The sequence below is a fragment of the Vibrio breoganii genome (assembly GCF_024346795.1).
Taxonomy (GTDB): Bacteria; Pseudomonadota; Gammaproteobacteria; order Enterobacterales; family Vibrionaceae; genus Vibrio; species Vibrio breoganii.
The window spans coordinates 1158665-1184538 of the sequence record NZ_AP024865.1 but is presented as its reverse complement, the minus strand read 5'-3'; the positions used below and the strand labels follow the sequence as shown (position 1 = coordinate 1184538).

29 protein-coding genes are annotated in these 25874 nt (G+C 45.1%); 19 read left to right on the top strand and 10 right to left on the bottom strand.

Features of this window, described 5'->3' with window-relative positions:
- Positions 1 to 211: 211 nt before the first annotated feature.
- The 5 genes from cobA to OCU35_RS18285 all read left to right on the top strand — a co-directional run bounded on the left by cobA (position 212) and on the right by OCU35_RS18285 (position 7395).
- Complete coding sequence (cobA, locus tag OCU35_RS18305) at positions 212 to 1024, top strand: uroporphyrinogen-III C-methyltransferase (RefSeq protein ID WP_017028592.1); 813 nt, start codon at positions 212 to 214, stop codon at positions 1022 to 1024.
- Positions 1025 to 1094: 70 nt separating this feature from the next.
- Positions 1095 to 3632, top strand: coding sequence for a nitrite reductase large subunit NirB (gene nirB, locus OCU35_RS18300; protein ID WP_261826164.1), 2538 nt, complete (start codon positions 1095 to 1097; stop codon positions 3630 to 3632).
- 70 nt (positions 3633 to 3702) lie between these two features.
- Positions 3703 to 4047 carry a nitrite reductase small subunit NirD gene (nirD, locus tag OCU35_RS18295; RefSeq protein WP_017028594.1) on the top strand — a complete coding sequence of 115 codons (345 nt, stop codon included), beginning with the start codon at positions 3703 to 3705 and terminating at the stop codon, positions 4045 to 4047.
- Positions 4048 to 4113: 66 nt separating this feature from the next.
- Entirely contained in the window at positions 4114 to 5583 is a 1470-nt protein-coding gene (locus OCU35_RS18290; RefSeq protein WP_017028595.1) for a NarK family nitrate/nitrite MFS transporter, read from the top strand.
- Between the two features lie 54 nt (positions 5584 to 5637).
- Positions 5638 to 7395 (top strand): protein kinase domain-containing protein, encoded by a 1758-nt coding sequence (locus OCU35_RS18285; RefSeq protein WP_435433573.1) that lies wholly within the window; start codon positions 5638 to 5640, stop codon positions 7393 to 7395.
- A gap of 64 nt (positions 7396 to 7459) precedes the next feature.
- Here OCU35_RS18285 and OCU35_RS18280 read toward each other — a convergent pair whose 3' ends face one another.
- The 3 genes from OCU35_RS18280 to OCU35_RS18270 form a co-directional block, all read right to left on the bottom strand.
- On the bottom strand, positions 7460 to 7594 hold the full coding sequence (locus OCU35_RS18280; protein ID WP_261826162.1) for a hypothetical protein: 135 nt from the start codon (positions 7592 to 7594) through the stop codon (positions 7460 to 7462).
- Positions 7595 to 7645: 51 nt separating this feature from the next.
- Positions 7646 to 8098 carry a DUF302 domain-containing protein gene (locus OCU35_RS18275; protein WP_261826161.1) on the bottom strand — a complete coding sequence of 151 codons (453 nt, stop codon included), beginning with the start codon at positions 8096 to 8098 and terminating at the stop codon, positions 7646 to 7648.
- 409 nt (positions 8099 to 8507) lie between these two features.
- Positions 8508 to 9044, bottom strand: a complete 537-nt coding sequence (locus tag OCU35_RS18270; RefSeq protein ID WP_102380602.1) for a DUF3332 family protein — start codon at positions 9042 to 9044, stop codon at positions 8508 to 8510.
- A gap of 421 nt (positions 9045 to 9465) precedes the next feature.
- On the opposite strand from OCU35_RS18270, the gene OCU35_RS18265 reads away from it, so the two are divergent.
- Both OCU35_RS18265 and OCU35_RS18260 read left to right on the top strand, forming a co-directional pair.
- Positions 9466 to 9726, top strand: coding sequence for a hypothetical protein (locus tag OCU35_RS18265; protein ID WP_261826160.1), 261 nt, complete (start codon positions 9466 to 9468; stop codon positions 9724 to 9726).
- An 18-nt stretch (positions 9727 to 9744) separates the two neighbouring features.
- The gene (locus OCU35_RS18260) at positions 9745 to 10110 is read left to right on the top strand and encodes a hypothetical protein (RefSeq protein WP_261826159.1); all 366 of its coding nucleotides are present in this window, start codon (positions 9745 to 9747) and stop codon (positions 10108 to 10110) included.
- Positions 10111 to 10114: 4 nt separating this feature from the next.
- Here the strand turns inward: OCU35_RS18260 and OCU35_RS18255 are convergent, their stop codons facing one another.
- Entirely contained in the window at positions 10115 to 10606 is a 492-nt protein-coding gene (locus OCU35_RS18255) for a peptidylprolyl isomerase (protein WP_017031891.1), read from the bottom strand.
- Positions 10607 to 10734: 128 nt separating this feature from the next.
- Between OCU35_RS18255 and OCU35_RS18250 the strand changes: the two genes are divergently transcribed.
- Complete coding sequence (locus OCU35_RS18250; RefSeq protein WP_082961379.1) at positions 10735 to 11010, top strand: nitrogenase-stabilizing/protective protein NifW; 276 nt, start codon at positions 10735 to 10737, stop codon at positions 11008 to 11010.
- 108 nt (positions 11011 to 11118) lie between these two features.
- Positions 11119 to 11592, top strand: coding sequence for a DUF4442 domain-containing protein (locus OCU35_RS18245; RefSeq protein WP_261826158.1), 474 nt, complete (start codon positions 11119 to 11121; stop codon positions 11590 to 11592).
- 9 nt (positions 11593 to 11601) lie between these two features.
- Here the strand turns inward: OCU35_RS18245 and OCU35_RS18240 are convergent, their stop codons facing one another.
- A complete protein-coding gene (locus OCU35_RS18240; protein ID WP_261826157.1) occupies positions 11602 to 12114 on the bottom strand; it encodes a DUF2799 domain-containing protein in 513 nt (170 codons plus the stop codon).
- 343 nt (positions 12115 to 12457) lie between these two features.
- Here OCU35_RS18240 and OCU35_RS18235 point away from each other — a divergent pair, with 343 nt between their 5' ends.
- The 4 genes from OCU35_RS18235 (at position 12458) to OCU35_RS18220 (ending at position 15723) form a co-directional block, all read left to right on the top strand.
- A complete protein-coding gene (locus OCU35_RS18235) occupies positions 12458 to 13954 on the top strand; it encodes an alanine/glycine:cation symporter family protein (RefSeq protein WP_261826156.1) in 1497 nt (498 codons plus the stop codon).
- Between the two features lie 387 nt (positions 13955 to 14341).
- On the top strand, positions 14342 to 14614 hold the full coding sequence (locus OCU35_RS18230; RefSeq protein WP_237334551.1) for a hypothetical protein: 273 nt from the start codon (positions 14342 to 14344) through the stop codon (positions 14612 to 14614).
- A 132-nt stretch (positions 14615 to 14746) separates the two neighbouring features.
- Positions 14747 to 15172: a MarR family winged helix-turn-helix transcriptional regulator gene (locus OCU35_RS18225; protein ID WP_017028606.1), complete on the top strand. Its 426-nt coding sequence runs from the start codon at positions 14747 to 14749 to the stop codon at positions 15170 to 15172.
- A gap of 32 nt (positions 15173 to 15204) precedes the next feature.
- Complete coding sequence (locus OCU35_RS18220; RefSeq protein WP_017031896.1) at positions 15205 to 15723, top strand: GNAT family N-acetyltransferase; 519 nt, start codon at positions 15205 to 15207, stop codon at positions 15721 to 15723.
- Between the two features lie 158 nt (positions 15724 to 15881).
- On the opposite strand, the gene OCU35_RS18215 is transcribed toward OCU35_RS18220, so the two are convergent.
- The 3 genes from OCU35_RS18215 to OCU35_RS18205 form a co-directional block, all read right to left on the bottom strand.
- A complete protein-coding gene (locus OCU35_RS18215) occupies positions 15882 to 16133 on the bottom strand; it encodes a hypothetical protein (RefSeq protein WP_017031897.1) in 252 nt (83 codons plus the stop codon).
- A 177-nt stretch (positions 16134 to 16310) separates the two neighbouring features.
- Positions 16311 to 16562 carry a hypothetical protein gene (locus tag OCU35_RS18210; RefSeq protein ID WP_102430940.1) on the bottom strand — a complete coding sequence of 84 codons (252 nt, stop codon included), beginning with the start codon at positions 16560 to 16562 and terminating at the stop codon, positions 16311 to 16313.
- Between the two features lie 311 nt (positions 16563 to 16873).
- Positions 16874 to 17734, bottom strand: coding sequence for a polysaccharide lyase family 7 protein (locus tag OCU35_RS18205; protein WP_261826155.1), 861 nt, complete (start codon positions 17732 to 17734; stop codon positions 16874 to 16876).
- 332 nt (positions 17735 to 18066) lie between these two features.
- On the opposite strand from OCU35_RS18205, the gene OCU35_RS18200 reads away from it, so the two are divergent.
- Together OCU35_RS18200 and OCU35_RS18195 are read left to right on the top strand one after the other, a co-directional pair.
- Positions 18067 to 18387 carry a cupin domain-containing protein gene (locus OCU35_RS18200; RefSeq protein ID WP_237334540.1) on the top strand — a complete coding sequence of 107 codons (321 nt, stop codon included), beginning with the start codon at positions 18067 to 18069 and terminating at the stop codon, positions 18385 to 18387.
- 98 nt (positions 18388 to 18485) lie between these two features.
- Positions 18486 to 19193: a YrhK family protein gene (locus OCU35_RS18195; protein ID WP_261826154.1), complete on the top strand. Its 708-nt coding sequence runs from the start codon at positions 18486 to 18488 to the stop codon at positions 19191 to 19193.
- 102 nt (positions 19194 to 19295) lie between these two features.
- Here the strand turns inward: OCU35_RS18195 and gcvP are convergent, their stop codons facing one another.
- Together gcvP and gcvH are read right to left on the bottom strand one after the other, a co-directional pair.
- A complete protein-coding gene (gene gcvP, locus OCU35_RS18190; RefSeq protein WP_102542350.1) occupies positions 19296 to 22163 on the bottom strand; it encodes an aminomethyl-transferring glycine dehydrogenase in 2868 nt (955 codons plus the stop codon).
- A gap of 203 nt (positions 22164 to 22366) precedes the next feature.
- Positions 22367 to 22747, bottom strand: coding sequence for a glycine cleavage system protein GcvH (gcvH, locus tag OCU35_RS18185; protein WP_017027693.1), 381 nt, complete (start codon positions 22745 to 22747; stop codon positions 22367 to 22369).
- 227 nt (positions 22748 to 22974) lie between these two features.
- Here gcvH and OCU35_RS18180 point away from each other — a divergent pair, with 227 nt between their 5' ends.
- The 4 genes from OCU35_RS18180 to OCU35_RS18165 all read left to right on the top strand — a co-directional run bounded on the left by OCU35_RS18180 (position 22975) and on the right by OCU35_RS18165 (position 25786).
- The gene (locus tag OCU35_RS18180; protein ID WP_017027694.1) at positions 22975 to 23598 is read left to right on the top strand and encodes a helix-turn-helix domain-containing protein; all 624 of its coding nucleotides are present in this window, start codon (positions 22975 to 22977) and stop codon (positions 23596 to 23598) included.
- 152 nt (positions 23599 to 23750) lie between these two features.
- Positions 23751 to 24869, top strand: a complete 1119-nt coding sequence (gene gcvT, locus OCU35_RS18175) for a glycine cleavage system aminomethyltransferase GcvT (protein ID WP_261826153.1) — start codon at positions 23751 to 23753, stop codon at positions 24867 to 24869.
- A 12-nt stretch (positions 24870 to 24881) separates the two neighbouring features.
- Positions 24882 to 25166, top strand: coding sequence for a putative quinol monooxygenase (locus OCU35_RS18170; protein WP_102322743.1), 285 nt, complete (start codon positions 24882 to 24884; stop codon positions 25164 to 25166).
- A gap of 2 nt (positions 25167 to 25168) precedes the next feature.
- Positions 25169 to 25786, top strand: a complete 618-nt coding sequence (locus OCU35_RS18165) for a fumarylacetoacetate hydrolase family protein (RefSeq protein WP_261826152.1) — start codon at positions 25169 to 25171, stop codon at positions 25784 to 25786.
- Positions 25787 to 25874 lie beyond the last annotated feature (88 nt).

Sequence of the window (25874 nt, the reverse complement as noted above, 5' to 3'; positions counted from 1 at the left end):
AATTGTGAGTTTATGTTTTTCTGTGTGAAATTTGCACAAAGTTTTTGCAAGGCAATCAATCTTTAAGTGATTGTTATTAAAGGTTAATAAATTTTAATTTTGTCCTAGATCAAATTATTGGCCTCCAATTTGCAGGAGTTGGCACAGAGGCGAATAAAAATTTGGTAGTGATGGTGAGAAGTCATGACGTACCAGATCTAGGAGTGAAGTAATGGGAATACAAAGTAAATATCTAGGTCGAGTAACCTTAGTGGGAGCAGGTCCAGGTGACCCTGACTTGCTAACGGTAAAAGCGAGCAGAACCATACAACAAGCTCGATTCATCATGTACGACAACTTAGTGAGTCATGAAATCAGAGCCCTGTTCCCAGAGGGAGCAGAGAAGGTATTTGTCGGTAAATCCAAAGGCATGCACTGCGCAACGCAAGATCAGATCAACACCTTACTACTCAATGCAGCGCTAGAAGGTAAAGATGTTTGTCGTGTGAAAGGCGGAGACTCTTTTGTGTTTGGGCGTGGCGGCGAAGAGATGCTGATGCTGGCAAAACAGGGTGTAGAAGTGGATGTCATACCGGGCATTACGGCGGCTTCAGGTTGCACTAGCTATGCAGATATTCCTCTTACTCACCGAGGTTTGGCGCAAGGCTGCACCTTTGTCACGGCTCACGCTGACAAAGAACTCGATATCAACTGGGATGCATTGGCTCAGCTGAAGCAAACCTTAGTCTTCTATATGGGGCTGAGCAAAACGGATATGTTGATGGAGAAATTGACCAAGGGTGGATTATCAGAAAACACCCCGGTTGCCTTCATTGAGAATGGTTGTACCCCTAAACAGCGCGTACTTATCGGCAAACTTCATCAGCTCACTTCCCTTAAACAACAGCATCAAATTCAGTCACCAGCATTGATTGTGGTGGGCGAGGTTGTGTCCGTTGCTGAGCAAATGGATTGGCTTGGTCAACTGTCTGGCAGGCAGCTACGCAAAGTAGAGCATGAGCAAACACTGCAGATGACGGCATAGTCGTAAAGGCATTTGGAAGATTACGCACAAGAGTTTAGTAACAAAATTCGGGTTTCAAGGAATGGATATTATGGAAAAGCAAAGAGTGATAGTGGTCGGTAACGGCATGGTAGGCCACAAATACATAGAAACACTATTGCAGCAGAAAAGAGATGATATAGAGATCATTACGTTTTCTGAGGAGCCACATCTTGCCTATGACCGTGTTCATCTTACCTCTTATTTTACTGGAGGCGCTAAGGAGTTAGCTTTAGCGGATGAGGGTTATTACACCGACAATGGCGTCAAGTTTGTGGTCAGCGATAAAGTGGTCAAGCTTGATACTGACGCTAAGCAAGTGATCACCGAAAGCGGCCGTATCGAACAATACGATTCCTTAGTGCTGGCTACGGGCTCTTTCCCTTTTGTCCCTCCAATCCCTGGTAATGACGGTGACCATTGTCATGTATATCGAACCCTTGAAGACCTAGATGGAATTGAGGAATCAAGCAAGCTAAGCCAAAGCGGTGTGGTTGTTGGCGGTGGCCTTTTAGGTCTTGAGGCAGCCAATGCTATCCAAGAACTTGGCTTAGAAACCCACGTAGTTGAGTTTGCGCCACGCTTGATGGCAGTGCAGCTTGATGACGGTGGTGGTGCCTTGCTTCGCCGAAAAATAGAATCGCTCGGTGTTTCGGTTCATACGCAAAAAGCGACCAGTGAAATCGTCGCCGGTGAGAATGCGCGCTATCGAATGAATTTTGCTGATGGCTCTCATTTAGAGACCGATATGATTGTGTTCTCTGCAGGTATTCGTCCTCAGGATGAACTGGCTCGTGAAGCGAATATAGAGATAGGTGAGCGTGGCGGGATAGTGGTTAACGATTACTGCCAAACGAACCTTCCCGATGTCTACGCAGTAGGTGAATGTGCCCTTTGGCAAAATCGCATCTTTGGCTTGGTTGCACCGGGCTATCAGATGGCTAAGGTTGCTGCCACTCATTTGCTAGAAGGTGAGTCAGAGGCTGCATCATTTACTGGCGCTGATATGAGCACCAAGTTAAAGCTACTCGGCGTTGATGTGGCGAGTATCGGTGAGGTGCACGGTCAAACACCAGGCGCTCAGTCTTACACCTTCAGCGATGAGATTGACCAAGTCTATAAGCGTCTTATTGTCTCAGAGGATGGCAGTAAGATCATTGGCGCTGTGCTGGTGGGCGATGCTGAAGCCTACGGCACTTTGCTACAAATGAAGCAAAATGACATGCCTTTGCCGTCGAATCCATCTGTGCTTATTTTGCCTAATGTAGCAGGTGAAGAGTCAGCAGGTATGGGTATAGATGCCTTGCCGGACAGTGCGGTTATCTGTTCATGCTTTGATGTGACCAAAGGTGATATCAAGCAAGCGGTTCAGGCGGGCTGCAGCACTATGTCGGCCCTTAAAGAAACGACCAATGCCTCGACCGGTTGTGGAGGGTGTAGCGCACTGGCAAAACAGGTGTTGGACAGTGAACTATTAAGCCTAGGTGTAGAGGTCAACAATGACCTGTGTGAGCACTTTGCCTACTCTCGCCAAGAGCTCAGCGACATCGTTCGCGTCAATCAAATCAAAACCTTCGATGAACTGCTAGAGCAATACGGCAGTGGTCACGGCTGTGAGGTGTGTAAGCCTACGGTTGGCTCAATCTTGGCGTCATTTTGGAATGACTACATTCTGAAAAATGAGCATATGGAGCTGCAAGATACCAACGACATCTATCTAGGCAATATGCAAAAAGACGGCACCTACTCTGTTGTGCCGCGTATTGCAGGCGGTGAAATTACCCCAGACAAGCTGATTGTGCTTGGGCTGGTGGCGAAGGAATTTGATCTCTATACCAAGATCACTGGCGGACAGCGCGTGGACTTGTTTGGTGCAGAGCTAAACGACCTTCCTATCATCTGGAAAAAGCTAGTAGATGCAGGCTTTGAAACTGGACACGCCTACGGCAAATCAGTGCGCACAGTGAAGTCTTGTGTCGGTAGCACTTGGTGCCGATATGGGGTAGGTGACAGCGTTCGCTTAGCTATCGATATCGAAAATCGTTACAAGGGTTTGCGTTCCCCGCACAAGTTGAAGTTCGCGGTATCGGGCTGTACTCGAGAGTGTGCTGAGGCGCAGTCTAAAGATGTCGGCATCATCGCTACTGAAAACGGCTGGAACCTGTATGTGTGTGGCAACGGCGGTATGCGCCCTCGACATGCTGACTTGCTTGCTACTGACCTAGATGAAGCAACCTTGATTCAATATATCGACCGAATGCTGATGTTCTATATCCGCACCGCAGAGCGCTTGCAGCGCACCTCTGTGTGGTTAGAAAACTTTGAAGGTGGCATTGAGTATCTAAAACAAGTTGTGGTTGAAGACAAGTTAAGCCTAGGGGCAGAGCTTGAAAAGGATATGGCGACCACTATTGGACAATATCAATGTGAATGGAAAACTACCCTTGAATCCCCTGAAAAGCTCAAGCGTTTCAGTCACTTCATTAATACGGACCAACGTGACAATACGCTCAGCTTCGTTTCAGAGCGTGAGCAAAGGTTTCCAAAGAACATTACAGAACAATCAATAGACGTGGTGGAGATCGATTGAGCACCTGAACGCTCGATTAATCCCAAAACCACGCATAACCAGAAATCATTTTCGACCTAGGAGAAAGACTATGAATCACTGGCAGACCATTTGCGATGTAACGGACATCGCGCCAAATGTTGGAGTTTGCGCCCTGATCAACGGACGACAAGTCGCAATATTCAACTATCAGCGAGCTGGCGCGCTATACGCTATCTCAAATTATGACCCGATTGGTAAAGCTCAAGTACTGTCACGAGGAATTGTGGGTTGTATGGACGGAGAGCCTTGTGTGGCATCACCGCTTTACAAACAGCACTTCAGTCTTAAAACAGGACAGTGTATTGAAGACCCAGAGATAAGTGTAAAAGCTTACCCGGTTCGACTACTCAACGGTTCGGTGCAGATTCAAGTATCGGAAGCGGTTGCAGCCTAACATTTTTAACTGCCCGGGCAGCGAATTGTCGCTCGAGTGAAGGAATACAAAAAAAGGAATTATATTATGGATAACAGTAAGTTCTCTCTGTTTTCATTTACCGGCAAGATGAAGATTCTACATCTTAGTTGGATGGCTTTTTTCATCACCTTTGTGGTGTGGTTTAACTTTGCACCACTTCTACAAATGGTAAAAGAAACCCTCGGATTGAGTACTCAAGAAGTAAAAATGCTCTTGATCCTCAACGTGGCTTTGACCATTCCGGCGCGTGTCGTCATAGGTATGTTTACCGATAAATTCGGCCCGCGTAAGGTTTATTCAGCACTGCTTGCAGTTTGTTCTATCCCTTGTTTCATGTTTGCTTTTGCCGATAACTTTGTGCAGGCGGCTATCGCTCGCTTCTTGCTCGGCTTCATCGGTGCAGGCTTTGTAATCGGTATTCGCCTTGTATCGGAGTGGTTCCCACACGATGAACTGGGTACCGCTGAAGGCATCTACGGTGGTTGGGGTAACTTCGGTTCAGCAGCTGCCGCGTTCTCTCTACCGACTCTAGCACTATTGTTCGGCGGCGATGAGGGCTGGCGTTACGCTGTTGCAGTTACTGGTTTAATGAGCTTGGTGTTCTCTGTCATCTTTTATCGCTCCGTTTCTGATACACCTAAAGGCTCTACCTACTTTAAACCAAAGCATCTAACAGCGATGGAAGTAACCTCGAAAGGCGACTTCTTCTTACTGCTAATCATGAAGATTCCTATGTACGCGGTACTTGCTTTGCTTACTTGGAAGATGTCTTCAAGTGGTATCAGCATGCTGTCAGATACTGTGGTTACTTCCATCTATGCAGGCCTGTTTGCATTGTATCTAGTTGAATTAAGCCAGGTATGGAAGGTAAACAAGAAGGTGTTTAAAGAGCCTGTACCTGAGATGCACCAGTACAAGTTCAAACAAGTAGCAGTGCTTAATGTGTTGTACTTTGCGACCTTTGGTTCTGAGTTGGCTGTAGTGTCTATGCTGCCGCTATTCTTTGCTGAGACCTTTGAGTTAACCCCTGTGCTAGCGGGTATGGTGGCTTCGGCTTATGCCTTTATGAACTTGATGTCACGCCCTGGTGGTGGTTGGATTTCTGATAAGTTTGGTCGCAAACCTACGCTACTTATCCTAACTGCTGGTCTTGCTGTGGGTTACTTCCTAATGGGTCAAGTGGGCAGTCAATGGCCAGTATGGCTGGCAGTAGCGGCAGCTATGTTGTGTTCATTCTTCGTGCAAGCGGGTGAAGGGGCTGTATTTGCAACAGTACCTTTGATTAAACGTCGCATGACAGGTCAGATTGCCGGTATGACGGGTGCATACGGTAACGTGGGCGCGGTAACTTATTTAACTATCCTATCGTTTGTTGATTACCAAACCTTCTTCTATGTGATTGCAGCAACCGCGGTACTTGGGTTTGTTACGCTAATCTTTATGGAAGAGCCAAGCGGTAAGATTGCTGAGGTGAACGAAGATGGTAGCGTTACCTTAATCAAGGTATCGAACTAGTATTGATAGTATAGAACTTAAGCCCTGCTTTGCAGGGCTTGTCTAGTTTCAAGGATGGAGATAAGAATGCAGGCACAGGAAGGCATCACGCAGTCAAGATTGAGCTTAAGCTTCGGTGGATGTTCACTGAAAGGGGTGCGCGATGAAAACCAAGATGCATTTTTAGTTAAGGTTCCACAGCAACGCTACGAGCTGGAGCACAAGGGAGCGGTTGCATGCATCGCAGATGGTGCCAGTTGCAGTGACAATAGTCAGAAGGCGAGTCATACCGCGGTAATGCAGTTTGTTGCTGACTACTACGCTACCCCTGATAGTTGGAGTATCCAACACTGCGCCAGCAAAATCCTCACCTCTATGAACAACTGGTTGTTTGAAGAAGGACTCAAACAAAGCCTCAAACACAACGGGTTTGTGACCACATTCAGCGCAGTCATATTCAAATCAAATACCGCGCATCTCTTTCATGTTGGCGATACACGCATCTATCGGCTTCGAGATAACACCTTAAAATTACTCACTCGAGATCACCAAAGGGTCAACTTCGGCCAAAATCCCCACCTCACTCGCGCATTAGGCATGGATAATCGATTGGATGTGGATTATCAGATGGTCGAATTGCAGACGGGGGATCGTTTTATTCTGACCTCTGACGGGGTTCACGATGCTTTCATTGAAGAGCAATTGTCGAAATATCTGCGTGAAATAGAAGACAAAGAAACGCTCAGTAATAAAATCAGTAGCGAGGCCATTGAGCAGGGTAGCGCCGATAATGCCACTTGCTTATTGCTGGACGTAGATTCCCTCCCACAGCAATCACTACTTGAACACCAAGCGAAGCTCTTGTCTCGCGCGGTGCCTCCTGCTCTCAAAGAAGGGAATCGAATAGATCATTTCTTGGTGCAAAAAGTCTTATACGCTGGGCCAAGAAGCCATGTATATCAGGTGCTTGATGAGAATAGCGGCGAATTAAGAGTGTTAAAAGCGCCTTCGCTGACCTATAGCGAAGATACGGAACACCTTAATCATCTGGCGAATGAATTTTGGGTGGGTAGTCAGCTAAAAAGTGAACGGGTTATGCGAGTCTACCCAACCCCCAACGATTCAAAATTTGTTTATCAGCTTTGCGAGTGGGTGGATGGCATTACCTTAAGGCAGTGGATGTACGACAATCCAACCCCATCACTCAGCGAAGTGCGCACTGTTTTAGAAGAGATCGTAAAAGCGGTGCGGGTGCTGCAAAGAGCGGACATGGTGCATCGTGATCTAAAGCCTGAAAATATCATGGTGACAGATTCGGGCAAGATAAAATTGATTGATTTTGGGGCAGTGAAAGCGCTAGGTCTGGATGAAATCAATCATAATCATCAAGAGAGTGAGCCATTGGGCGCTGTAAACTATATTGCGCCTGAGAGTATAGATACCGGAGAGGCAACAACGGTATCTGACCTGTTTTCTGTGGCGGTGATTGGCTATGAAATGCTGTGCGGGGAACTGCCGTACAAGCCTATCTCAGCACAAGTCGCGCAAACGGCGAGGCATCATAAATGGCACTATCGTCCCATCACTCAGTTTCGTGAAGATATTCCCTCATGGCTGGACTTGGTGTTTCGCAAGGCGACTCAGGCAAGTCCGAATAGCCGGTATCAAGTGCTCGGTGATTTTCTTGTGGATCTCTCAACCCCAAATCAAAAGCTAGTTAGACAAGCAAAAAAGGCCCCGCTATTAAAGCGTGAGCCATTAATGTTTTGGAAAAGCTTGGCGATTATTGCGACTGGTGTGGCTGTAATTCAGTCGCTGTGGTTACTGAGGTAGCAATGCCGAATAGTCCATCATTCCGGCCTTGAGCTTGGGTGGTTCGGATTTGGCTATGTGCACTCTAAGATGCTGCTGGGCTGGCATTCCAGCGTTCGCCAGCATGACAGTTAATAGGGGAAGGTGTAGCAATGCCGAACAGTCCGTCATTCCAGCCTTGAGCTGGAATCTTGGATAGTTCGGGCTTGGTTATGTGCACTCTAAGATACTACTGGGCTGGCATTCAAGTGTTCGCCAGCATGGCGCACCTTTAAGGCTGGGTAGCCTTAGTAGCAAACATATTCAACGCCTTCGCTATCTTAGCGAGTACCTCATCACAGCCTGTAATGTTATGTCTCTCTTTAAGGTAGTTCGGGTCGTTATAGGTAAACCAAACTAATCCATGCTCATCCTCGGAAATCAGAGCTTTTTGCGGAAGATCGATACCCACACTCTGTTGGCAAGCCATTAAGGGCGAGCCGACTTTAGGGTTACCAAATAAAATTAACTCTGTAGGGCGAAGCTCTATACCCATATTTTCTGCCGCATCAGAATGCTTGATGCGAGCAAAGGTGGTCATGTTTTTTTCTTTTAACGTGGCAATAAGCTTATCAGCAGTGGTGGATACATCGTGTGAGCTTTTAATGGAAATAAGCCCGTTGTTGGCATGGGCGGTAAAGCTCATTAAGAGCGTGATGAATAAACCTAGTAGTCCCTTTCTCATGTAACCTCCGTCTATATTGTTATCTAGTAATGAAGATAGTCGTCATCGGGTTAGAGTCAATGTATTCGCGATAAGAGTGATAGATGCCCGATAGGAACACTAGAACATGACGTCTTTTTTGTGTACTCAGCGAGTGGCGGAGTGGTGTATTACTACCGAGTGGCAGGAAGAATCGTCATCTCCGAGTGATCCTATCGGAGATCTAGGTACTTGCTTTGTGCACGATATAATTAGGTAACTGATGAATCCCAAAGACAGAAGAAGAATCTATTAGTGCTATTCCAAATTTGCCATTTAGCGCCCAATCCTAGCTTCTCATTCCCAAAGCCTATTACCAAAAACAAAAAATGCCCGATACATAATATCGGGCAGTTTAATAAGTTAACGATTCAGATTTGCGAACGAATGATTACGCTTTTTCGCTAGCCAGAGTTTCTAGCTGAGTCATAGTGGTTTGAGAAACTAGCTCGCCATCAACGTAGTAGTTAACGTTCTCGCCGTCACGAACACCCGTTACAACAGACTTGTCGCCATTGTTGTAAGTGACGTGCATTTCGATTGTGTTTTCATCGATAGCTTCGAACGAAGAAGACTCAACTTCACGCATTGTGATTGGATCGATTGGCGCTTCAGTAAGTGATGGATCTAAGTCATCGTTCATGTTGTACATGGTCTTTGTTTTTGAATCAAAGATGTGTGGCTTACCATTGATAGGGTTCTTGCCAGACCAGAATTCGATTGAGTTGAATACAAGAGAATCCACAGCAACCGTAAGGGCGTATACTGGAGCAAGAAGCATGTTTACACCACCACGAGCATAACGGTTGTCTACCACTTCAAGGTTAAACTTCATTACATAACCTGTAACTGCGTTGCTACCAATACAGCCAGTTAGTGATGCTGCCAGTGCTGCCATACCTAATACTTTTAAGCCAAACTTTTTCATTTAGTAAACCCTATGAACTTTGAAAACCAGTGAATAATAATCAGATTAGATCTTAATAAATAGCCATTTGGTGACATCACTCTCAAACTAATTTATCCGATATTGAAGCGAGGCTTGCTATCGAACTTGTAGTTGAGATTTTAATGTCCACTACAAAAAGAAAATTAAAGTGTGTTGCTCATTGGTAGCTATTTAAATCGTGTCTCTGGCACCTGTGATATGTTGCTGTGTAATTACTGATATCAGGGACGAGGAGAAGTATATCGATAGTTTAAAATAATGCTTACCAATTTGCGCCATCAGGTTTATTAAGTGATATTTTTACTATTTGATGATCTTTGTGGATGCGACAAGGTTATCTCTCGATATATTTCAATAAGATAGAGGTTCTTAAGAGAAAGAGTGCTTTATTGGAGAGGCGATGAATAATAAGCAAGCGTTTCTGGATCTTCTTAGCGAGGAGTATCAGCAGTATTTGGCCATCCCATCTACGCAATGGCAGAAGAAGCGGGAGAACAAACAGTTTATAAGAGGACTCATGACGGCTTCACGTCTGTTTGGTATAAGCTTTGATGAGTTGAGTGAGATTGTTGGTTGCGACTCTAATCAGACGTTATCTATTGAAGATATGTTAGAGGTGCCGACTTACATTCGTGAAAATATCGAAATTGAGTCACTGTAAATCTAAGGCGGGATACCTATGAAGCGACAATTTAGCCTATTCATATTTGTAGCTTCGTTCTTGCTAGCGCCAACTTCCGCGCAAGCAACGGCAGGGTTTTTGCAAAATGAGGATTCGCAAGCCTTCGTTAAGGTGTGTTTTTACGATGTGCTTGGTGAGACGCATAGCCTAAATATTGGCGCTACAGATATGTGCCCGTTGACTCATGAGTTTGATGTGACGCCAAAACTTCACCCCCCCACAGAAAATGCGCAAAAGACGGGATTTTTCAAACAGGAGCAAACCTCAGGGTTCAGCAAGCTTTGCTCCTATGATGTGTTAGGCGAGGTCTATGTTCTTACCATAGGTAGCACAGAAATCTGCCCTCTAACCTACAAGTTTTAACGCCTTATAAGATAGTGACTTTCTCTATAGTGATAGGGTCTACCGGCAAATCATCAAGCCCAAACTTTGAGTGTGTTTTCACTTTTGCAATAGCATTCACTACATCCATGCCTGCAGTAACTTGACCGAATACGGCGTAGCCCCAGCCTTGATTGTTGGTGGCGGTGAAGTCCAGAAAGTCGTTGTTATCTAGATTAATAAAAAACTGTGATGTAGCAGAGTGCGGTGCGTCGGTGCGTGCCATCGCAACAGAGCCGATAACGTTCTTTAGTCCGCGGTTAGCCTCATTGACAATAGGATCGTGAGAAGGCTTTTCTAACAGGTTCTCAGTATGCCCGCCACCTTGAATCATAAAGCCGTCAATCACGCGGTGAAAAATGGTCCCTTCAAAGAAGCCTTCCTCGCAGTATCTCAGGAAATTTTTGCTACTCACTGGCGCTTTTTCCAGGTTGAGCTCTATGGTTATTTCGCCAAGGTTGGTTGTTAATACGATCATGTTATTGAGTTGCCATTTAAGGTTTGGAATAAGCCCTGAGTATACACTGAATACTCGGCGTAAGCTTTGGCAGAGACTAAGCGCTGACTTTGCGGTAAAATCCGGTAAAATCCCGTTATTGATCGTGTATGAGCTTTAGTGATATCCAACAAAAATTAGCGTCCTTCACCTCCCTTGAACAAGTGTTCGAGTATTTTGAGGTGGATTTTGACCGTCGATTTGTTGAGGAATATCGCGTGCCTCTGTTCAAACGCTTTAATGGATACCTACTTTTGGCAAAGCCTGAGGATTGGTTTGCTGCCCGACGAGTACTAAGAAACGCTTACTGCAAAATTCAGCGAGGGCGACTAGAACCATCCACTCGCTCGGCCTGTCGAGGGTGCACTTCTTGTTTGCGTCGTTGAGCTTTAATGGCTTTACGGCTCCTCTGTAACATCTTTCGTAACAACTCTTTGACAATTCATCGCTACATTGATTAACTGGTACGACTAGTTGATTGAACGGTACAGTGAATGCTCTCTACGCTTAAGAAAGCCAACTTATACCTTAGCTATTTTGGGTTTAGTAAAGTCCCTTTGTTGTGGCTGAGTCGCCCCAAAATTTTGGCGATGGACGAAGAGATGGTCGAGATCAAGATCCCTCTAAAACGTCGCACAAAGAATCATTTAAACAGTATGTATATTGGCGCGCTCGTTATGGGGGCTGATGTTGCTGGTGGCTTTATGGCGGCAATGAAGGCGCAAAATCAAGGGCGAAAGATCTCATTGGCCTTCAAGGGTCTGAAGGCCGAGTTTTTGATGCGCCCTGAAAGTGATGTTCACTTTATCTGTCGTGATGGTCGCTTGATTGATGAAATGCTTGAACAGACGCTAACGACGGGTGAGCGTGTAAATCAGGACGTGCGCATTACAGCTATTTGTCCTGATTTACATGGTGATAAGCCCATGGCTGAGTTTGATTTAACGCTATCTATAAAAGCTCGCTAGAGTTTGAAATCAAAACTTCAGATTGATGCTGATGTCGGGATTGAGCAGCTGCGAGCGTTCATGAGCTAAATCCTTGCGACGATTTCGCAGCTTGTTGTATTTCTTAGTGTCTGAGGTCGCTTCCATTTGGCTGTCTAGTTCCGCGATTTGTGAATCCAAGCTCATCAGTCTTTGTTGACGTTGATACTCTTTTTTACCTAATTGGTAATTTCTCAAGAACTGTTCGTTGTGGCAGACGTTGTAGTAGGTGCGGCCTTCAGAGCCCACTTTGTAGCCGTTGTCAGCGGAGCAATAAACTTCTGTGCCTTGTTTAAACCCTTGTTGCCACTGGGATTGGTTAACAACGACATTCGCCTCTAAGCAATCTTTCGCATAATCGTTAACAATACTAGGGTCATTGCCCTCTTTCCCATCTTGATAACCGACATCATGCCAATTTGCAGATTGACATTGCTCCGGTGTCATACTGGCACATCCCGCCAACGAAGAAGCAATAAGTGCACCGATAATTAGGCGGCTCATACCTAGTTCCTTTTGAATCTCATACAGAAGAGTGTCTCGCCACTATATTTTCTTAGCCAGACATTAGGTCAACAGACCCTAAGCATTGTATGAATTTGAGCATGGGGACGAATAGAGGTAAGAACATTGATTCAATAATTGATGGGATATTGGAGTTTTATGCACCGTTTATGCTGGATATGAAATGTATTGAGGTTAAATATAAACATTCTTTAGTGCATTATTTGTGTGTTAAGTGTGATTTATATCTCGTTACTGTCTATTTTTGCACAAACCCTTTAACAACAAGCTTACAAGTAAGATACTGTTCCGAAAGAATTTAAATTCAATAGGGAAGTTGATTATGCAAGAATTTGTGGATTTTCTGAATGGGATCATTTGGAGCCCCTTTCTTATCTACCTCTGCTTAGGTGCAGGTCTGTTTTATTCCATCTTGACGCGCTTTGTACAAATTCGTCATTTCTTTGAGATGTGGCGTTTGCTGCTATCAGGCAAAAGTTCGGAAAAAGGCATTTCATCATTTCAGGCGCTAGCGGTTTCGCTTTCTGGTCGCGTAGGTACAGGTAACATTGCTGGCGTCGCCGCCGCTATCGGTTTTGGTGGCCCTGGCGCAGTATTCTGGATGTGGGTTGTTGCCTTCTTTGGCGCTGCAACCGCGTATGCGGAATCGACTCTTGCTCAAATCTATAAAGAGGAAGATGAAGGACAATTCCGTGGCGGCCCTGCTTACTACATTGAAAAGGCCATGGGTCAGAAATGGTATGCGTGGATCTTTGCTATCGCGACTATCTTTGCCTGTGGTGTACTGCTTCCTGGCGTGCAATCAAACAGTATCGGTAATGCGGTTGAAGCGGCGTTTGGCTCTGGCCCAGCGATTGAAACCGCTATGGGTACGTTCAGTTTCGCTAAGGTTCTGACCGGTACCTTTATTGCGATAGTGCTTGGCTTTATCATCTTTGGTGGTGTTAAACGTATTGCTCACTTTACTCAGATTGTTGTTCCTTTCATGGCTCTGGCCTACATCTTGACGGCGTTTGTCATCATCCTGCTTCACATCACTGAAGTGCCTCGTATTTTTGCGATGATTGTAGGTGATGCCTTTACTCCGATGGCTGGCTTTGGTGCTGCTATTGGTTGGGGCGTTAAGCGTGGTGTTTACTCAAATGAAGCAGGTCAAGGTACTGGCCCACATGCGGCAGCAGCAGCTAACGTGGCGCACCCTGCACAGCAAGGTCTAGTTCAATCGTTCTCTATCTATATTGATACACTGCTGGTTTGTTCTGCTACGGCATTTATGATCCTAATTACGGGTATGTACAACGTTCACGGTGCAGGAGAGGGAGTCTTTGTTATACAGAACCTTTCGGCAAGCATTGGTGCAAATGGCCCAGTATTTACTCAGCTTGCGATTGATAGCGCCCTGCCTGGCATAGGTAAGCCGTTTATCGCGGTAGCGCTGTTCTTCTTTGCCTTTACTACTATCTTGGCTTACTACTACATTGCTGAAACAAACATTGCTTACATACGCCGTACCTTCAAGGTCGATGGTCTGATGTTTATCCTTAAGTTGGTTATTATCTCAGCAACCTTCTATGGCACGGTGAAAACCGCAAACCTTGCTTGGGCGATGGGTGATATTGGTGTGGGTTTGATGGCGTGGTTGAACATCATCGGCATTCTGATTATCTTCTTTATGTCTAAACCCGCACTTAAGGCTCTAAGAGATTACGAAGAGCAGCAAAAGCGCGGTGTTACTGTGTACACCTTTGATCCAATCAAGTTGGGTATTAAAGGTGCAACCTATTGGGAGAAGCGATTGGAGAAATCGTCCAAAGAGTAACGCGACTAAAGACTCGTAATTAAGGGCTCAGAGGACTTTTCTCTGGGCCCTTTTTTATTGGGATTCAATAAAACTGTCATCTTTAAGGGATAAAATCATGGGGCGATTCGGCACTTTCACTCAAGCATGACAATTTGCATGGGCTTAGCCATTATGATGTGGTAGATTTTGTTTATGTAATTAAATACTGAAAGTTAATTACATAAGTTTCATTAAATTGTGATTTGTGTCACGCAATTTGGTGTTTTGGTAATTAAGTAATAACCAGAAATGTGAATCTGACCACGGTATTCGTTGAATTGTATTATTATAATTCTATTCCGTTGTATAGATTATTCCGTCTGGAGAAATATTTTGTCTTGGCCTATTTTTTTCGATTTTTTGAGTGTGCTTTTGCTAGTAGTACTAGCTGTGGCTGCTACAAAATCGATGGATTCGCTAAGAAAGACAATTTGGTCTGCCCAGAAGAACCACGTTTCTGAAGAGATAGTGCGTAAAAGCCTTGCAAAACTGAGCTTGAATCGAGCTGTTTTGGTGCTAACGATCGCTACGATAGTGATCAAGGTCGCCTTGATCTTGGGGCAGGTACTCGATTTTGACTCTATTGATAAGTCTGGTCTTCTTGACGATGCAGTTGTTCAGTATATCGTCGTAGAATAAAGACTCTTTTCGTTCTCGACCCTCCTCCATACCTGCTTAACTTCTTTCATTGGTTTCAGATTTACCTGGTTGATAAGTTCAACTATGATACAGTTAATCTAAGCACTGTTATCTAATCTTTATGGTAAATCAATGGATAAGAACCTAATCTCTGATACGATCTTTCAACTCGTACAATCATATAGGCACGCGATACGTGCTGAGCTGCAAGCGAATGATCTTGGTTTGAATGGAATGCATGTTCGCTGTTTAGCCTTCATCAGACAACGGGACCAATGCACAGCCAACGATATTGTTCAGCACTTTTCTAGAGACAAAGCGCAAGTCGCACGCTTGGTGAAAGAGATGATTGGGAACGAGTGGATCGTGAAGTCTCCTAACCCTGAAGACAAGCGTAGCCAATTCCTATCATTGACAGAGCAGGGCATTTTACTGAGTGAGCAAATTGATGCAGCTCAGCAATCTATCCAAACAAGAATGAAGCAAGACCTAAGCGACGAAGAGCTAACAGTATTCACCACCGTCGCACAAAAATTTGCTCGTAATTTATCAGAGTAAACTCCCCTTTGGATTAGTTTGGAGATCGGCATATGCAGCTAATAGAGCCCTCGCTGGAATTTGAATCATCGTTTGCTCGATTTTATGAAGATTTCGCAGCCAACGATGAGATCAACTCTGATTATTACCTAGAGGGTGTGCTGAATTTCAAAGCCTACATTCAGTGCCTGAAAGATGAAGCTATGGGCATTAATCTTGTAGAAGATTATGTGCAATGCAGTCATTTTTGGCTGGTTGATGCGCAGAAGAACATCTATGGTGCTATTCGAGTACGCCATAACATCGATACTGAACTACTCGCGTTAGAAGCAGGGCATATTGGCTACGACATAGCCCCTGAATATCGTGGCGAGGGCTATGGCACATTGATGCTAAAGAAAGCCTTATTAAAAGCCAAAGCGATAGGGCTATCTAAGGCTCTGGTTGTGGCGGATGAAGACAATATGGCGTCACGCAAAGTCATCGAAGCCAATGGCGGACAGCTAGAAAACGTTGTATTTGGTAAGGTTTATCCAAATCCTTTGGCTAGATACTGGATAGAATGTCACTAAAGAGTTTTAATCTGACAGCGAATAACTGCCAGCCTAACTTTCATGCGATCAATTAACGTCGTTCCCGAAGGCTTTTATCGGGAACCTGTTATAGAAACAGATGCCCGATACCCTAAAGTCCGAGTTGTGCTCAAGAGACATGCTGTCAGCTTAAAACTTTAATTGTTCATTTCGACGTAATCTAGGCCGTAGTCGGTCAATGCAATACGACTATCTTCAAAGCGAATGCACTCGCTACTTTCTAGCGTATTCAATACTCTATCTAACGGCTCGTTTAGGTAATCCGTGATTGAAGCATTCATTTCCTCAAAATAACACGAACCCATAGGCTGCAGAGTAAGGAATCTAAGCATGGTAAGGCTATCTGTGTGAAGAGATGAATGTAGTTGGGAGCAAAGATTGGATTGCATAACTGTAGTCCTTTATTTTAGTTATTTTTCTTTGCCGTTAATGTGCCCCATATGGAATGTAATGAAAGTGATCTTGATAGCAAGATGAATATGAATAAATGGAATAACCATTATTCCCATATTATATATTGTAGTGACTAATCGATACTCCGTTTATACCATTAGTAAAATATATTATTAACCATTTGCCTCTAGATGCTCTAAACCAATATCGGTCAGATGAATATTTTCACCATCAATCAGGATACACTGATTAAACTCTAATAGGTTAAGCAAGGTGTCTACCTTTTCGCACACTGTGTGATAGATGAAGAACTCCAATTCATCGAGTGTGATTACTCCCATCGGCTTTAAAGACAACAACTTAAGCACAGATAGGCTATCTAAATGTAAGTCTGGATTAATCTGCTGGCACGTATTTGATGGCACAATCTAAATCCTTTATATATGGTTATGCTACACGTACAAGATGCCTTGCTAATTTATATTGGACTGTGACTCACTCTACATTTATATTAAAAACACTATTCTTTGTACTATCAAGAGAGCAAAATAAAACTATAAATGTAACTGAAGATTGCTAATTGTTTGTAATTATATTTATGATGGTTTTGATCTTTTACAAATAATGGGTTGTGTATTTTTTGAATATTTATTCTATATGGGTAACTTTGCATAAAAAAGCCAGAGATCGACTCGATCTCTGGCTTTTTATTTTCACATATTGGGTGTGTTCGCTATTACTTATGCTCTACTTGATACTCAAGCTGGTAGAAGTGAGCTTCGCTTTCGCCATTGGTAAACTGGTTGTATACACCCGCTTTGAAGTAGCTGAGTAGGTGACTCCAGTAGTCGATGTTGTGGTTCACTTTTTGCTCACCATCCACGTTCACAACAAGAGTGCTGTTGCCAACGATAATATTGAAATCTGTTGCGCCAGCCTTTGCTTTGCCAAGGTCGTATTGTTTGTAAGCATTTTCTGACTTACAAGCAGGCTTACCCATGTTTTCTTTGCCTTTCTTACCTTTACAGATAAGCGCATTGTCTTTAATTACTGCCCAGTAGTGTCCAGCAGTTTCACCAGCGCCTTCACGCCATACTACGCGTAGAAGCGGGTGAGGAATATTGTCTTTACCATCAACAGTGACGCCTTTATTGTGTACTTGAAGATAGGTAATTTCATTTTGCTTAGACGTAGAGTCTTTCATGGAAGCTTCTGGGTTTACCGGCTCAATGCTTGCGTTTAGATGGTAGAAGGTATGTGGCAGCGAGGTGTTAAAGTTCTTATGAACACGCAACTCGTTTCTTTTGTGATCGCCCGTCATTTTAAAGACGAAAGCTTCTGATTCTTTGTCCACATAAAATACTTCGTTCACAACACCAGAAAAGTCGGTGTTGGTTGCGATGTAAAGCTTGTTGCCTTTCTTGCCTGCAGGATCAGAGATCTGTAATTCTGATTCAGACAGAATCGGACGGTATTGCGCATAATCAGCAGGAATACCACGGTTGTCGCCCGCGTCATCAAAGGTGATGGCGAACGCTTGAGAAGATAAGAGTAGGGTAGTGGCTAGGCCGAGTATTTTAGTTTTACGAAGTGTCATGGTGATTGTTCCTATGAAGACAGTTCATTTTATATATCTTGTATTATTATATTTGCAGTTGGCGGGGTTTCGGAACCATTCAACTCGTTTCATGTGATCAAGCTCTACTTTGCAACCAGATTACGGGATAAGTAACTAAAGGTTGCATGATGTTTCATTCAGTGCAGGTATTGATGACTTGTAATGCATTGATGCTAGCTATGGGTTTGTCGGTTCTTTGGTCTATAACATTAAGGTGTTTAATTTAGACCAAGGCCATATCAATGAAGCCTATGATTAAAGTCTTAGCATTGTTTGGAATCCTGTTTCACTCCTTAACAAGCAGTTTCGCTATGGAGTTAAAATCAGAGACTTTGCTTTCCTCTCTGTTAGAGGGCGCACCAGGTACTGAAGTCATTGTTAGTCGAGTCACCATCCCTCCTAACACGTCGCTACCCAAACACTGGCATCCAGGAGAGGAGTTTGCCTACATTATTGAAGGGAGCGTTACGCTTTGGCAAAAAGGCAAACAAGATGTATTGCTGACAAAAGGTCAGGTAGCCAAGGTTCCTCTGAAGCAAGTGCATACAGCCAAAACAGGTGACGAGGGCGTGACGGTTATTGTTTTTCGTGTCCATGAAAAAGGCAAGCCAGAGCGAGTGAAAGCGGAGTAAGGGTAAGATACTGATAAATAAAGTGGAAATAACCCTCTGCAGTTGCCAAACATTGATTATGCTTTACAGAGTATTAACCAATAAGGCCGTTTAGTGGTATGCCACACTTGTTTGTCAATCGCCAAAGAATGCACGATGTTGTTCATCAAACCCCGGAACTTAAACAGCAGATTTTCTGGGAATCATTGAATGCCATTGTCTACAAAGTCGGTGGCGTAATCTTTATTCTCGGAAGCATCTGCTTCTTACCTCGCTTTGAGGACTATGTCGATATCGGCGCTATTTTGTTTGTTATTGGCTCCATTCTCTATCTTATTGTTGCCCTGCACGACGTTCTTGAAGTCAACGCGTACCGACGAAGCAACGGCAATCTGAATCGTGAACTAAAGCTAGAGTTTACCGCTTCCTTTGCCTACTTCTTAGGTTCGCTTCTGTTCACTATTGGCAGTGTTTTCTTTCTCAAAGAAGTGGATTTGGTGAGCGCAGGGGCTTGGTTGTTCATCATAGGTAGCGGCTTGTTCGTCTTCGGCGCCGTGATTAATGTATGCCGGATCTTGTATGAGGGCTCAGTAGTAACGCTACAATTAATGAACCTAACAGCCCTTACCTTCGTCACTGGCTCAGTGCTATTTCTAGTGGCGTCCATCCCCTATCTTTGGACAATCGACACAACCCATGACTCTTACCAGCTGTTTCGTTATCTAGCCTGGCAATACATCATAGGTAGTGTTCTGTTTCTGCTTGGAGGTATCACTAATTACTGGCGAGCCTTGCTTATTATTCGTAAGCAGATTGCACAAACTTAGGTTAAAGCACAGAGTCGATTTTCAGTGGTTAGTGTTCATACTATTGAAGAAACAAAAAAGGCGAACCAAGCGGTTCGCCTTTCACTTTTTTCAAAGCTCTAATTACTCTTCCACATACTCTTCAATGCTCGGGCATGAGCAGATCAGGTTGCGGTCGCCGTAGACGTTGTCTACGCGGTTTACTGTTGGCCAGTATTTCCATACACGCTGTGAACGTGATGGGAAAGCGGCTAGCTCACGTGGGTATGGGCGATCCCATTCGCTGCTTGCTAGGTCTACTTGGGTATGCGGTGCGTTAACCAATGGGTTGTTGTCCAGTGGCCATTCGCCATCGCGTACCTTGTTCATCTCTTTACGGATGGCAATCATAGCGTCACAGAAGCGGTTTAGTTCTTCTAGGTCTTCAGACTCTGTTGGCTCAACCATTAGCGTACCCGCAACTGGGAATGACATGGTTGGCGCGTGGAAGCCGTAATCCATTAGACGTTTTGCGATATCTTCTTCGCTGATGCCTGTCTCTTCTTTAAGAGGGCGAATGTCTATGATGCACTCGTGCGCTACTCGGCCATTCTTACCACGGTAAAGAACTGGGTAGTAAGGTAGTAGACGCTCCATCACGTAGTTAGCGTTCAGGATGGCCACTTCTGTTGCATGGGTTAGACCCTGCTCGCCCATCATTGCGATGTACGCCCAAGAGATAGGCAAGATAGAAGCACTACCCATATCTGCAGCAGAGACTGCGTGATCTGAGCCTTGTACGCCATTTTCGATGTGACCTGGCAGGAATGGTGCCAAGTGAGATTTAACACCGATTGGACCCATACCTGGGCCACCACCACCGTGCGGGATACAGAAGGTTTTGTGTAGGTTAAGGTGCGATACGTCCGAGCCGATAAAGCCAGGAGTAGTCAGACCAACTTGTGCGTTCATGTTCGCACCATCAAGATACACTTGACCGCCAGCAGCGTGGATCTTTTCACACACCTCTTTCACGTGCTCTTCAAACACACCGTGCGTTGAAGGGTAGGTGATCATGATGCTAGATAGGTTCTCAGCGTGCTTTTCAATCTTCGCTTCTAGGTCTGCCATGTCGATGTTGCCATCGTCATCACATTTCACTACTACAACCTTCATCGACACCATAGACGCCGTTGCAGGGTTAGTACCGTGCGCAGAGCTTGGGATCAAACAGACGTTACGGTGACCTTCACCACGTGATTGGTGGTAGCGTTGAATCGCGATTAGGCCTGCGTACTCACCTGATGCGCCAGAGTTTGGCTGCAGTGAGAAGTCGTCGTAGCCGGTGATTTCGCAAAGCTTGGCTTTAAGATCTTTGGCAAGTGCGGTGTAGCCTGCTGCTTGTTCGATAGGCGCGAATGGGTGGATAGCACCAAATTCAGGCCAAGTAACCGGGATCATCTCTGCTGCTGCGTTTAGCTTCATGGTACAAGAGCCCAGAGGGATCATGCCGTGCGTTAGCGAGAAGTCTTTGTTCTCAAGTTGTTTAAGGTAACGCATCATCTGTGTTTCACTGTGGTGAGTGTTGAACACAGGGTGCGTTAGGAACTCTGACTCGCGGCGGCAGTTTTCTGGAATGGCAGCAAACTCGTTCTTTGCCACTTCTGCGCTAAGCGCTTCAATAGACTCTGTCACCTGGAATACGCTAAATAGTGCGACGATATCAGCTGTGGTGGTCGTTTCATCGAAACTCACACCTAGCTTACCGTCTAGCTTACGCAGGTTGATGTTGTCACGTTGAGCTGCGCCGTATAGCGCCTCAGTTCTATCGCCAGTGTTAATGGTAATAGTATCGAAGAACGAATTATTAGCCAGTTCATAGCCTGCTTGAGTTAGGCCAGAAGCTAGAATTGCCGTCATGTGGTGCGTGCGACGCGCGATGGTTTTCAGGCCTTCGCTGCCGTGGAATACCGCGTAGAAAGCAGCCATGTTGGCAAGCAGAGCCTGAGCGGTACAGATGTTTGAGGTCGCTTTTTCGCGACGGATGTGTTGCTCACGCGTTTGCATTGCCATACGCAGTGCTTGGTTACCGTTGGTATCGATAGATACGCCAATAACACGGCCAGGCATAGTACGCTTGTGCTTGTCACGAGTCGCCATGAATGCTGCGTGAGGACCGCCGTAACCCATAGGTACGCCAAAGCGCTGAGCTGAACCAATCACAACATCTGCGCCCATCTCTCCCGCAGGCTTGATTAGGGTTGATGCAAGAAGGTCGGTAGCAACCGTAACAAGCGTCTTGTTCGCTTGTGCTTTCGCGATGATGTCTGTGAGATCGCGTACATCACCGGTTGTGTTTGGATACTGAACTAGCGCGCCAAAGACGTCTTGCTCAGGTAAGGAATCTAGTTCGCCAATGAGAACGTCAAAGCCGATGTATTCAGCGCGAGTCTTAACTACTTCGATAGTTTGAGGGTGTACATCGCTTGCCACAAAGAAGGTCTTGCTCTTACTTTTACCTGCACGCTTACACAGAGTCATTGCCTCTGCCGCCGCCGTCGCTTCATCTAGAAGAGAGGCGTTTGCGATTTCCATGCCAGTAAGGTCGATGACCATTTGCTGGTAGTTCAGTAGGGCTTCAAGGCGGCCTTGAGAAATCTCTGGCTGGTATGGGGTGTACGCTGTGTACCAACCTGGATTTTCTAGAACATTGCGCAGGATTACGTTTGGCGTGAAGGTGTTGTAGTAACCTTGGCCGATAAAGGTGCGCTTAACTTGGTTTTGCTGAGCAAACTTCTTCATTTCCTCTAGCATGCCCGCTTCACTCAGTGGTGCATCTAGAGTCAGTGGCTTCTCTAAACGGATTTGTTGTGGCACCGTTTGTTGAATAAGTTCATCTAGGCTCTCTGCCTTGATGCGCTCAAGCATTGTTTTTTGATCAGTTAAGTTGGGACCATTATGGCGCGCAACAAATTCGTTATCTGTACTCAAACTGCGTAGTAGATCAGTCATAATTCCTTTATACCTTACTTGAAGCCTTCTACGAGACTTTAGGGGTGATTCAGTTTCCTAGGTGCTTTTGCAAGCGAGAGTGCAATTCAGGTTAAGTGAATGGAGCTTGGTTGCTCTCTTATACGCGTCTCTGAATGGCAAGATCCCCGCAGTTGCGGGGATACTTAGAAGCTATTGTTTTAACTTAATAAAACCGAAGAGGATTACTCGTCTTCGATGCTAGCTAGGTAATCTTCTGCGTTAGTTAGGTTATCTAGCTCAGAGGGATCTTCTAGCTTCACCTTAACAATCCAACCGCCTTCGTACGGTTCTTCGTTGATTAGCTCAGGGCTATCTTCTAGCTCTTCATTGATCTCAACAATTTCACCTGTGATTGGCGCGTAGATGTCTGATGCTGCTTTTACAGACTCAACCAATGAAAAGCTGTCGCCAGCTTCAATGTTTTCTTCTACTTCTGGTAGGTCGACAAATACAACATCACCTAGCATCTGTTGAGCGTGCTCTGAGATACCGATAGTAACCGTACCGTCACCGTTGTCTTTTACCCACTCATGGCTATCAGCAAACTTAAGGGTGTTGTCCATTTTTTGAATCTCCAACTTAATCAGATTTGAATTAATAAAAGCACTATTGCAGATAAAATAAACCGAGTTGTTTACATTCTCAAGTCGAAATTTCCTATTGGAAACAAAAAATTCAAGAATGCAACTTATCTCTCACTTAATCTTACTCTATGCTCTTCATCCCAAGTACCTTTTTGTGGCACACTTTTCAGCTAAGAAATGGGAAGAAAATTAAGACGAAGGACCTCATGAAAGAATCTAAACTGGATGATTATCCATCATTAACCATAGAGAAGTCCTCAGTAGAAAACAGCGTTGAACCATTAAAGTTAGGTGACAAAATTAAGTCAATTCGTAGCCAACTGGGTTTGACTCTTGAGGAAGCTAGTCAGCGCACTGGGTTAGCCCGCTCTACGCTAAGCAAGATAGAGAACGAACAAATAAGTCCGACGTTTCAGGCGATGCAAAAGCTGGCCTCTGGATTAGATATCGATATGCCACAGTTGTTTGCTCCTCCGAAGAACAAAGGGGCGAGCGGGCGAAGAGACGTCACGATGAAGGGGCAGGGTAAGCCTCATCCTACACCAACGTATGAGCATGAGTTGTTGGCGACCGAGATGTCACAGAAAAAAATGATGCCATTCAAATCTGTGGTGCATGCGCGAAGCTTTGATGAATTTCAGGGCTGGGTTAGACACGATGGTGAAGAGTTTCTACTCATTCTGTCTGGCGAGGTCACCCTATATACCGAATTTTATGAGCCTTTAGTCCTTGCTGAAGGTGACAGTGTTTATTACGACGCAAACATGGGGCATGCATTGGTTTCACGCAGTGAACAAGATGCCCAAATACTTTGGGTTACAGCAAAATAGACCGCTTGAATGTAGCGGTTGTGTTACGAGACGAAGTTTCCTATAGTGTCGGCAAACGTTTGCTTAACTGCGAAACTGATATCAATCATTATGAATATGTTGCTTTGGGCCAGATGAAGAAACATGGCGCAGAACACAGCTAAGGAGAGACAATGACTGAAGCTTTACTGAAAACCCCTTTACATGCCCTTCATGTTCAAGAAGGCGCAAAAATGGTGCCGTTTGCTGGTTATGATATGCCAGTTCAATATCCACTGGGGGTTAAGAAGGAGCACCTGCATACTCGTGATGCAGCCGGTCTTTTCGATGTATCTCATATGGGACAGCTTCGCCTTAAAGGCGACAATGCGGCAGCGGCGCTAGAAGCCTTAGTCCCAGTTGATATTATTGATCTTGCGAGTGGCAATCAGCGCTATGCGTTCTTTACCAATGAGCAAGGCGGCATCATGGACGATTTGATGGTGGCCAACCTTGGCGATCATCTGTTTGTGGTGGTGAATGCTGCCTGTAAAGAGCAGGACATCGCGCACCTTCAAGCAAACTTGCCTGCGGATGTAGAGCTAGAAATTATTGATGACAGAGCACTGCTTGCACTTCAAGGCCCTAAAGCCGTTGATGTATTGGCTGAGCTTAACCCAGCCGTCAAAGACATGGTGTTTATGGATGTGGCTCATGTTGACCTACTTGGCGTTGAATGCATTGTCAGCCGTTCTGGCTACACTGGCGAAGATGGTTTTGAGATCTCAGTACCAGCTGAGCAAGCTGAAGCTTTGGCTCGCAAGCTCACTGACTCTGAGCTGGTAGAGTGGATTGGTCTTGGTGCTCGTGACTCGTTGCGTCTTGAGTGTGGTTTGTGTCTATACGGTCACGACTTAGACACCACAACGACGCCTGTCGAAGCAAGCCTACTTTGGGCGATCAGCAAAATACGTCGCGCTGATGGCGAACGTGCTGGTGGCTTCCCAGGAGCTGATATCATTCTTGATCAAATTGCGACTAAAGATGTTACGCGTAAGCGCGTAGGTCTGGTTGGTCAAACGAAAGCGCCGGTCCGTGAAGGTTGTAAGCTGTTTGATGCTAACGATGTGGAAGTGGGTGTTGTCACCAGCGGCACTGCAGGCCCTAACGCAGGCAAGCCTGTTTCTATGGCTTATGTACGCGCTGATCTAATGGCTGCAGGCACTGAGATCTTTGCTGAAGTTCGCGGTAAAAAACTGCCAATGACAGTAGAAAAAATGCCATTCGTACCACAGCGTTACTACCGCGGTTAATCCGTTACAGTTATGTCGAAAGTGACATTGGAAGGGCACATTATCGTGCCCGTTCAAGACTTGAAACCGGTACTTGAGGCTTTGCCTGAGCATATTGCACTGACTCACGCAGAGCCTGGCTGTATTACCTTTCATGTTCAACAGTCCTCAAAAAAGCCTCATCGCTTTGATGTTTATGAAGAGTTCATAGATAAACAAGCCTTTGAATATCATCAACGCCGAGTAAAAGAGTCTCACTGGGGAGCTATCACCTCTAATGTGATTCGACATTACCAAGTCTCAGAAGAAAGCGAATAATCATGCCTCTCAAGCAAGTTACTCTGGAAAATCAACCTTTCACTCCAAGCAAGATATTGTGCGTCGGTAGAAACTACGCGGCGCATATTGAAGAGCTAGGTAATGAAATCCCAGAAGATATGGTGGTTTTCATGAAGCCGAACGCTTCTCTTAGCCAACAGCTGAATAGTTTCCATGATGAGCCCCTACACTATGAGGCTGAGTTATGCTTTTTAGTCAAAGATGGCGAGTTTTCTGGCGTGGCGATTGGCCTAGACCTCACCAAACGCGAGACGCAAAGTGCACTCAAAGCAAAAGGTCTTCCTTGGGAGCGCGCCAAGGCATTTGATGGCTCAGCGGTTGTTTCGGAGTTTGTCTCCTTTGATTGCGACTTTAAACAGCTATCGCTTCAGCTCTGGATCAACGATGAGCTGATTCAACAAGGCGGAGTCGAGCTCATGCTGTATCCACCACAGCTGATCAAGCAAGAGCTTAGCAAGTTCACGTCACTGGAAGATGGTGACATCGTGATGACGGGGACGCCAAAAGGCGTGGGTGTGGTTAATAAAGGCGATCGATTTGTAGGGCGTGTTTTGCAAGGAGATCGTTGTCTGGTAGAACAAAACTGGTTGGCGCAATAAGTAAGGTGTTTCCCTAAAACACAAAGCCCTCTTTATCCTACTGCATAAAGAGGGCTTTTATCGTTATCAATCAGATAGCAACAGCGTC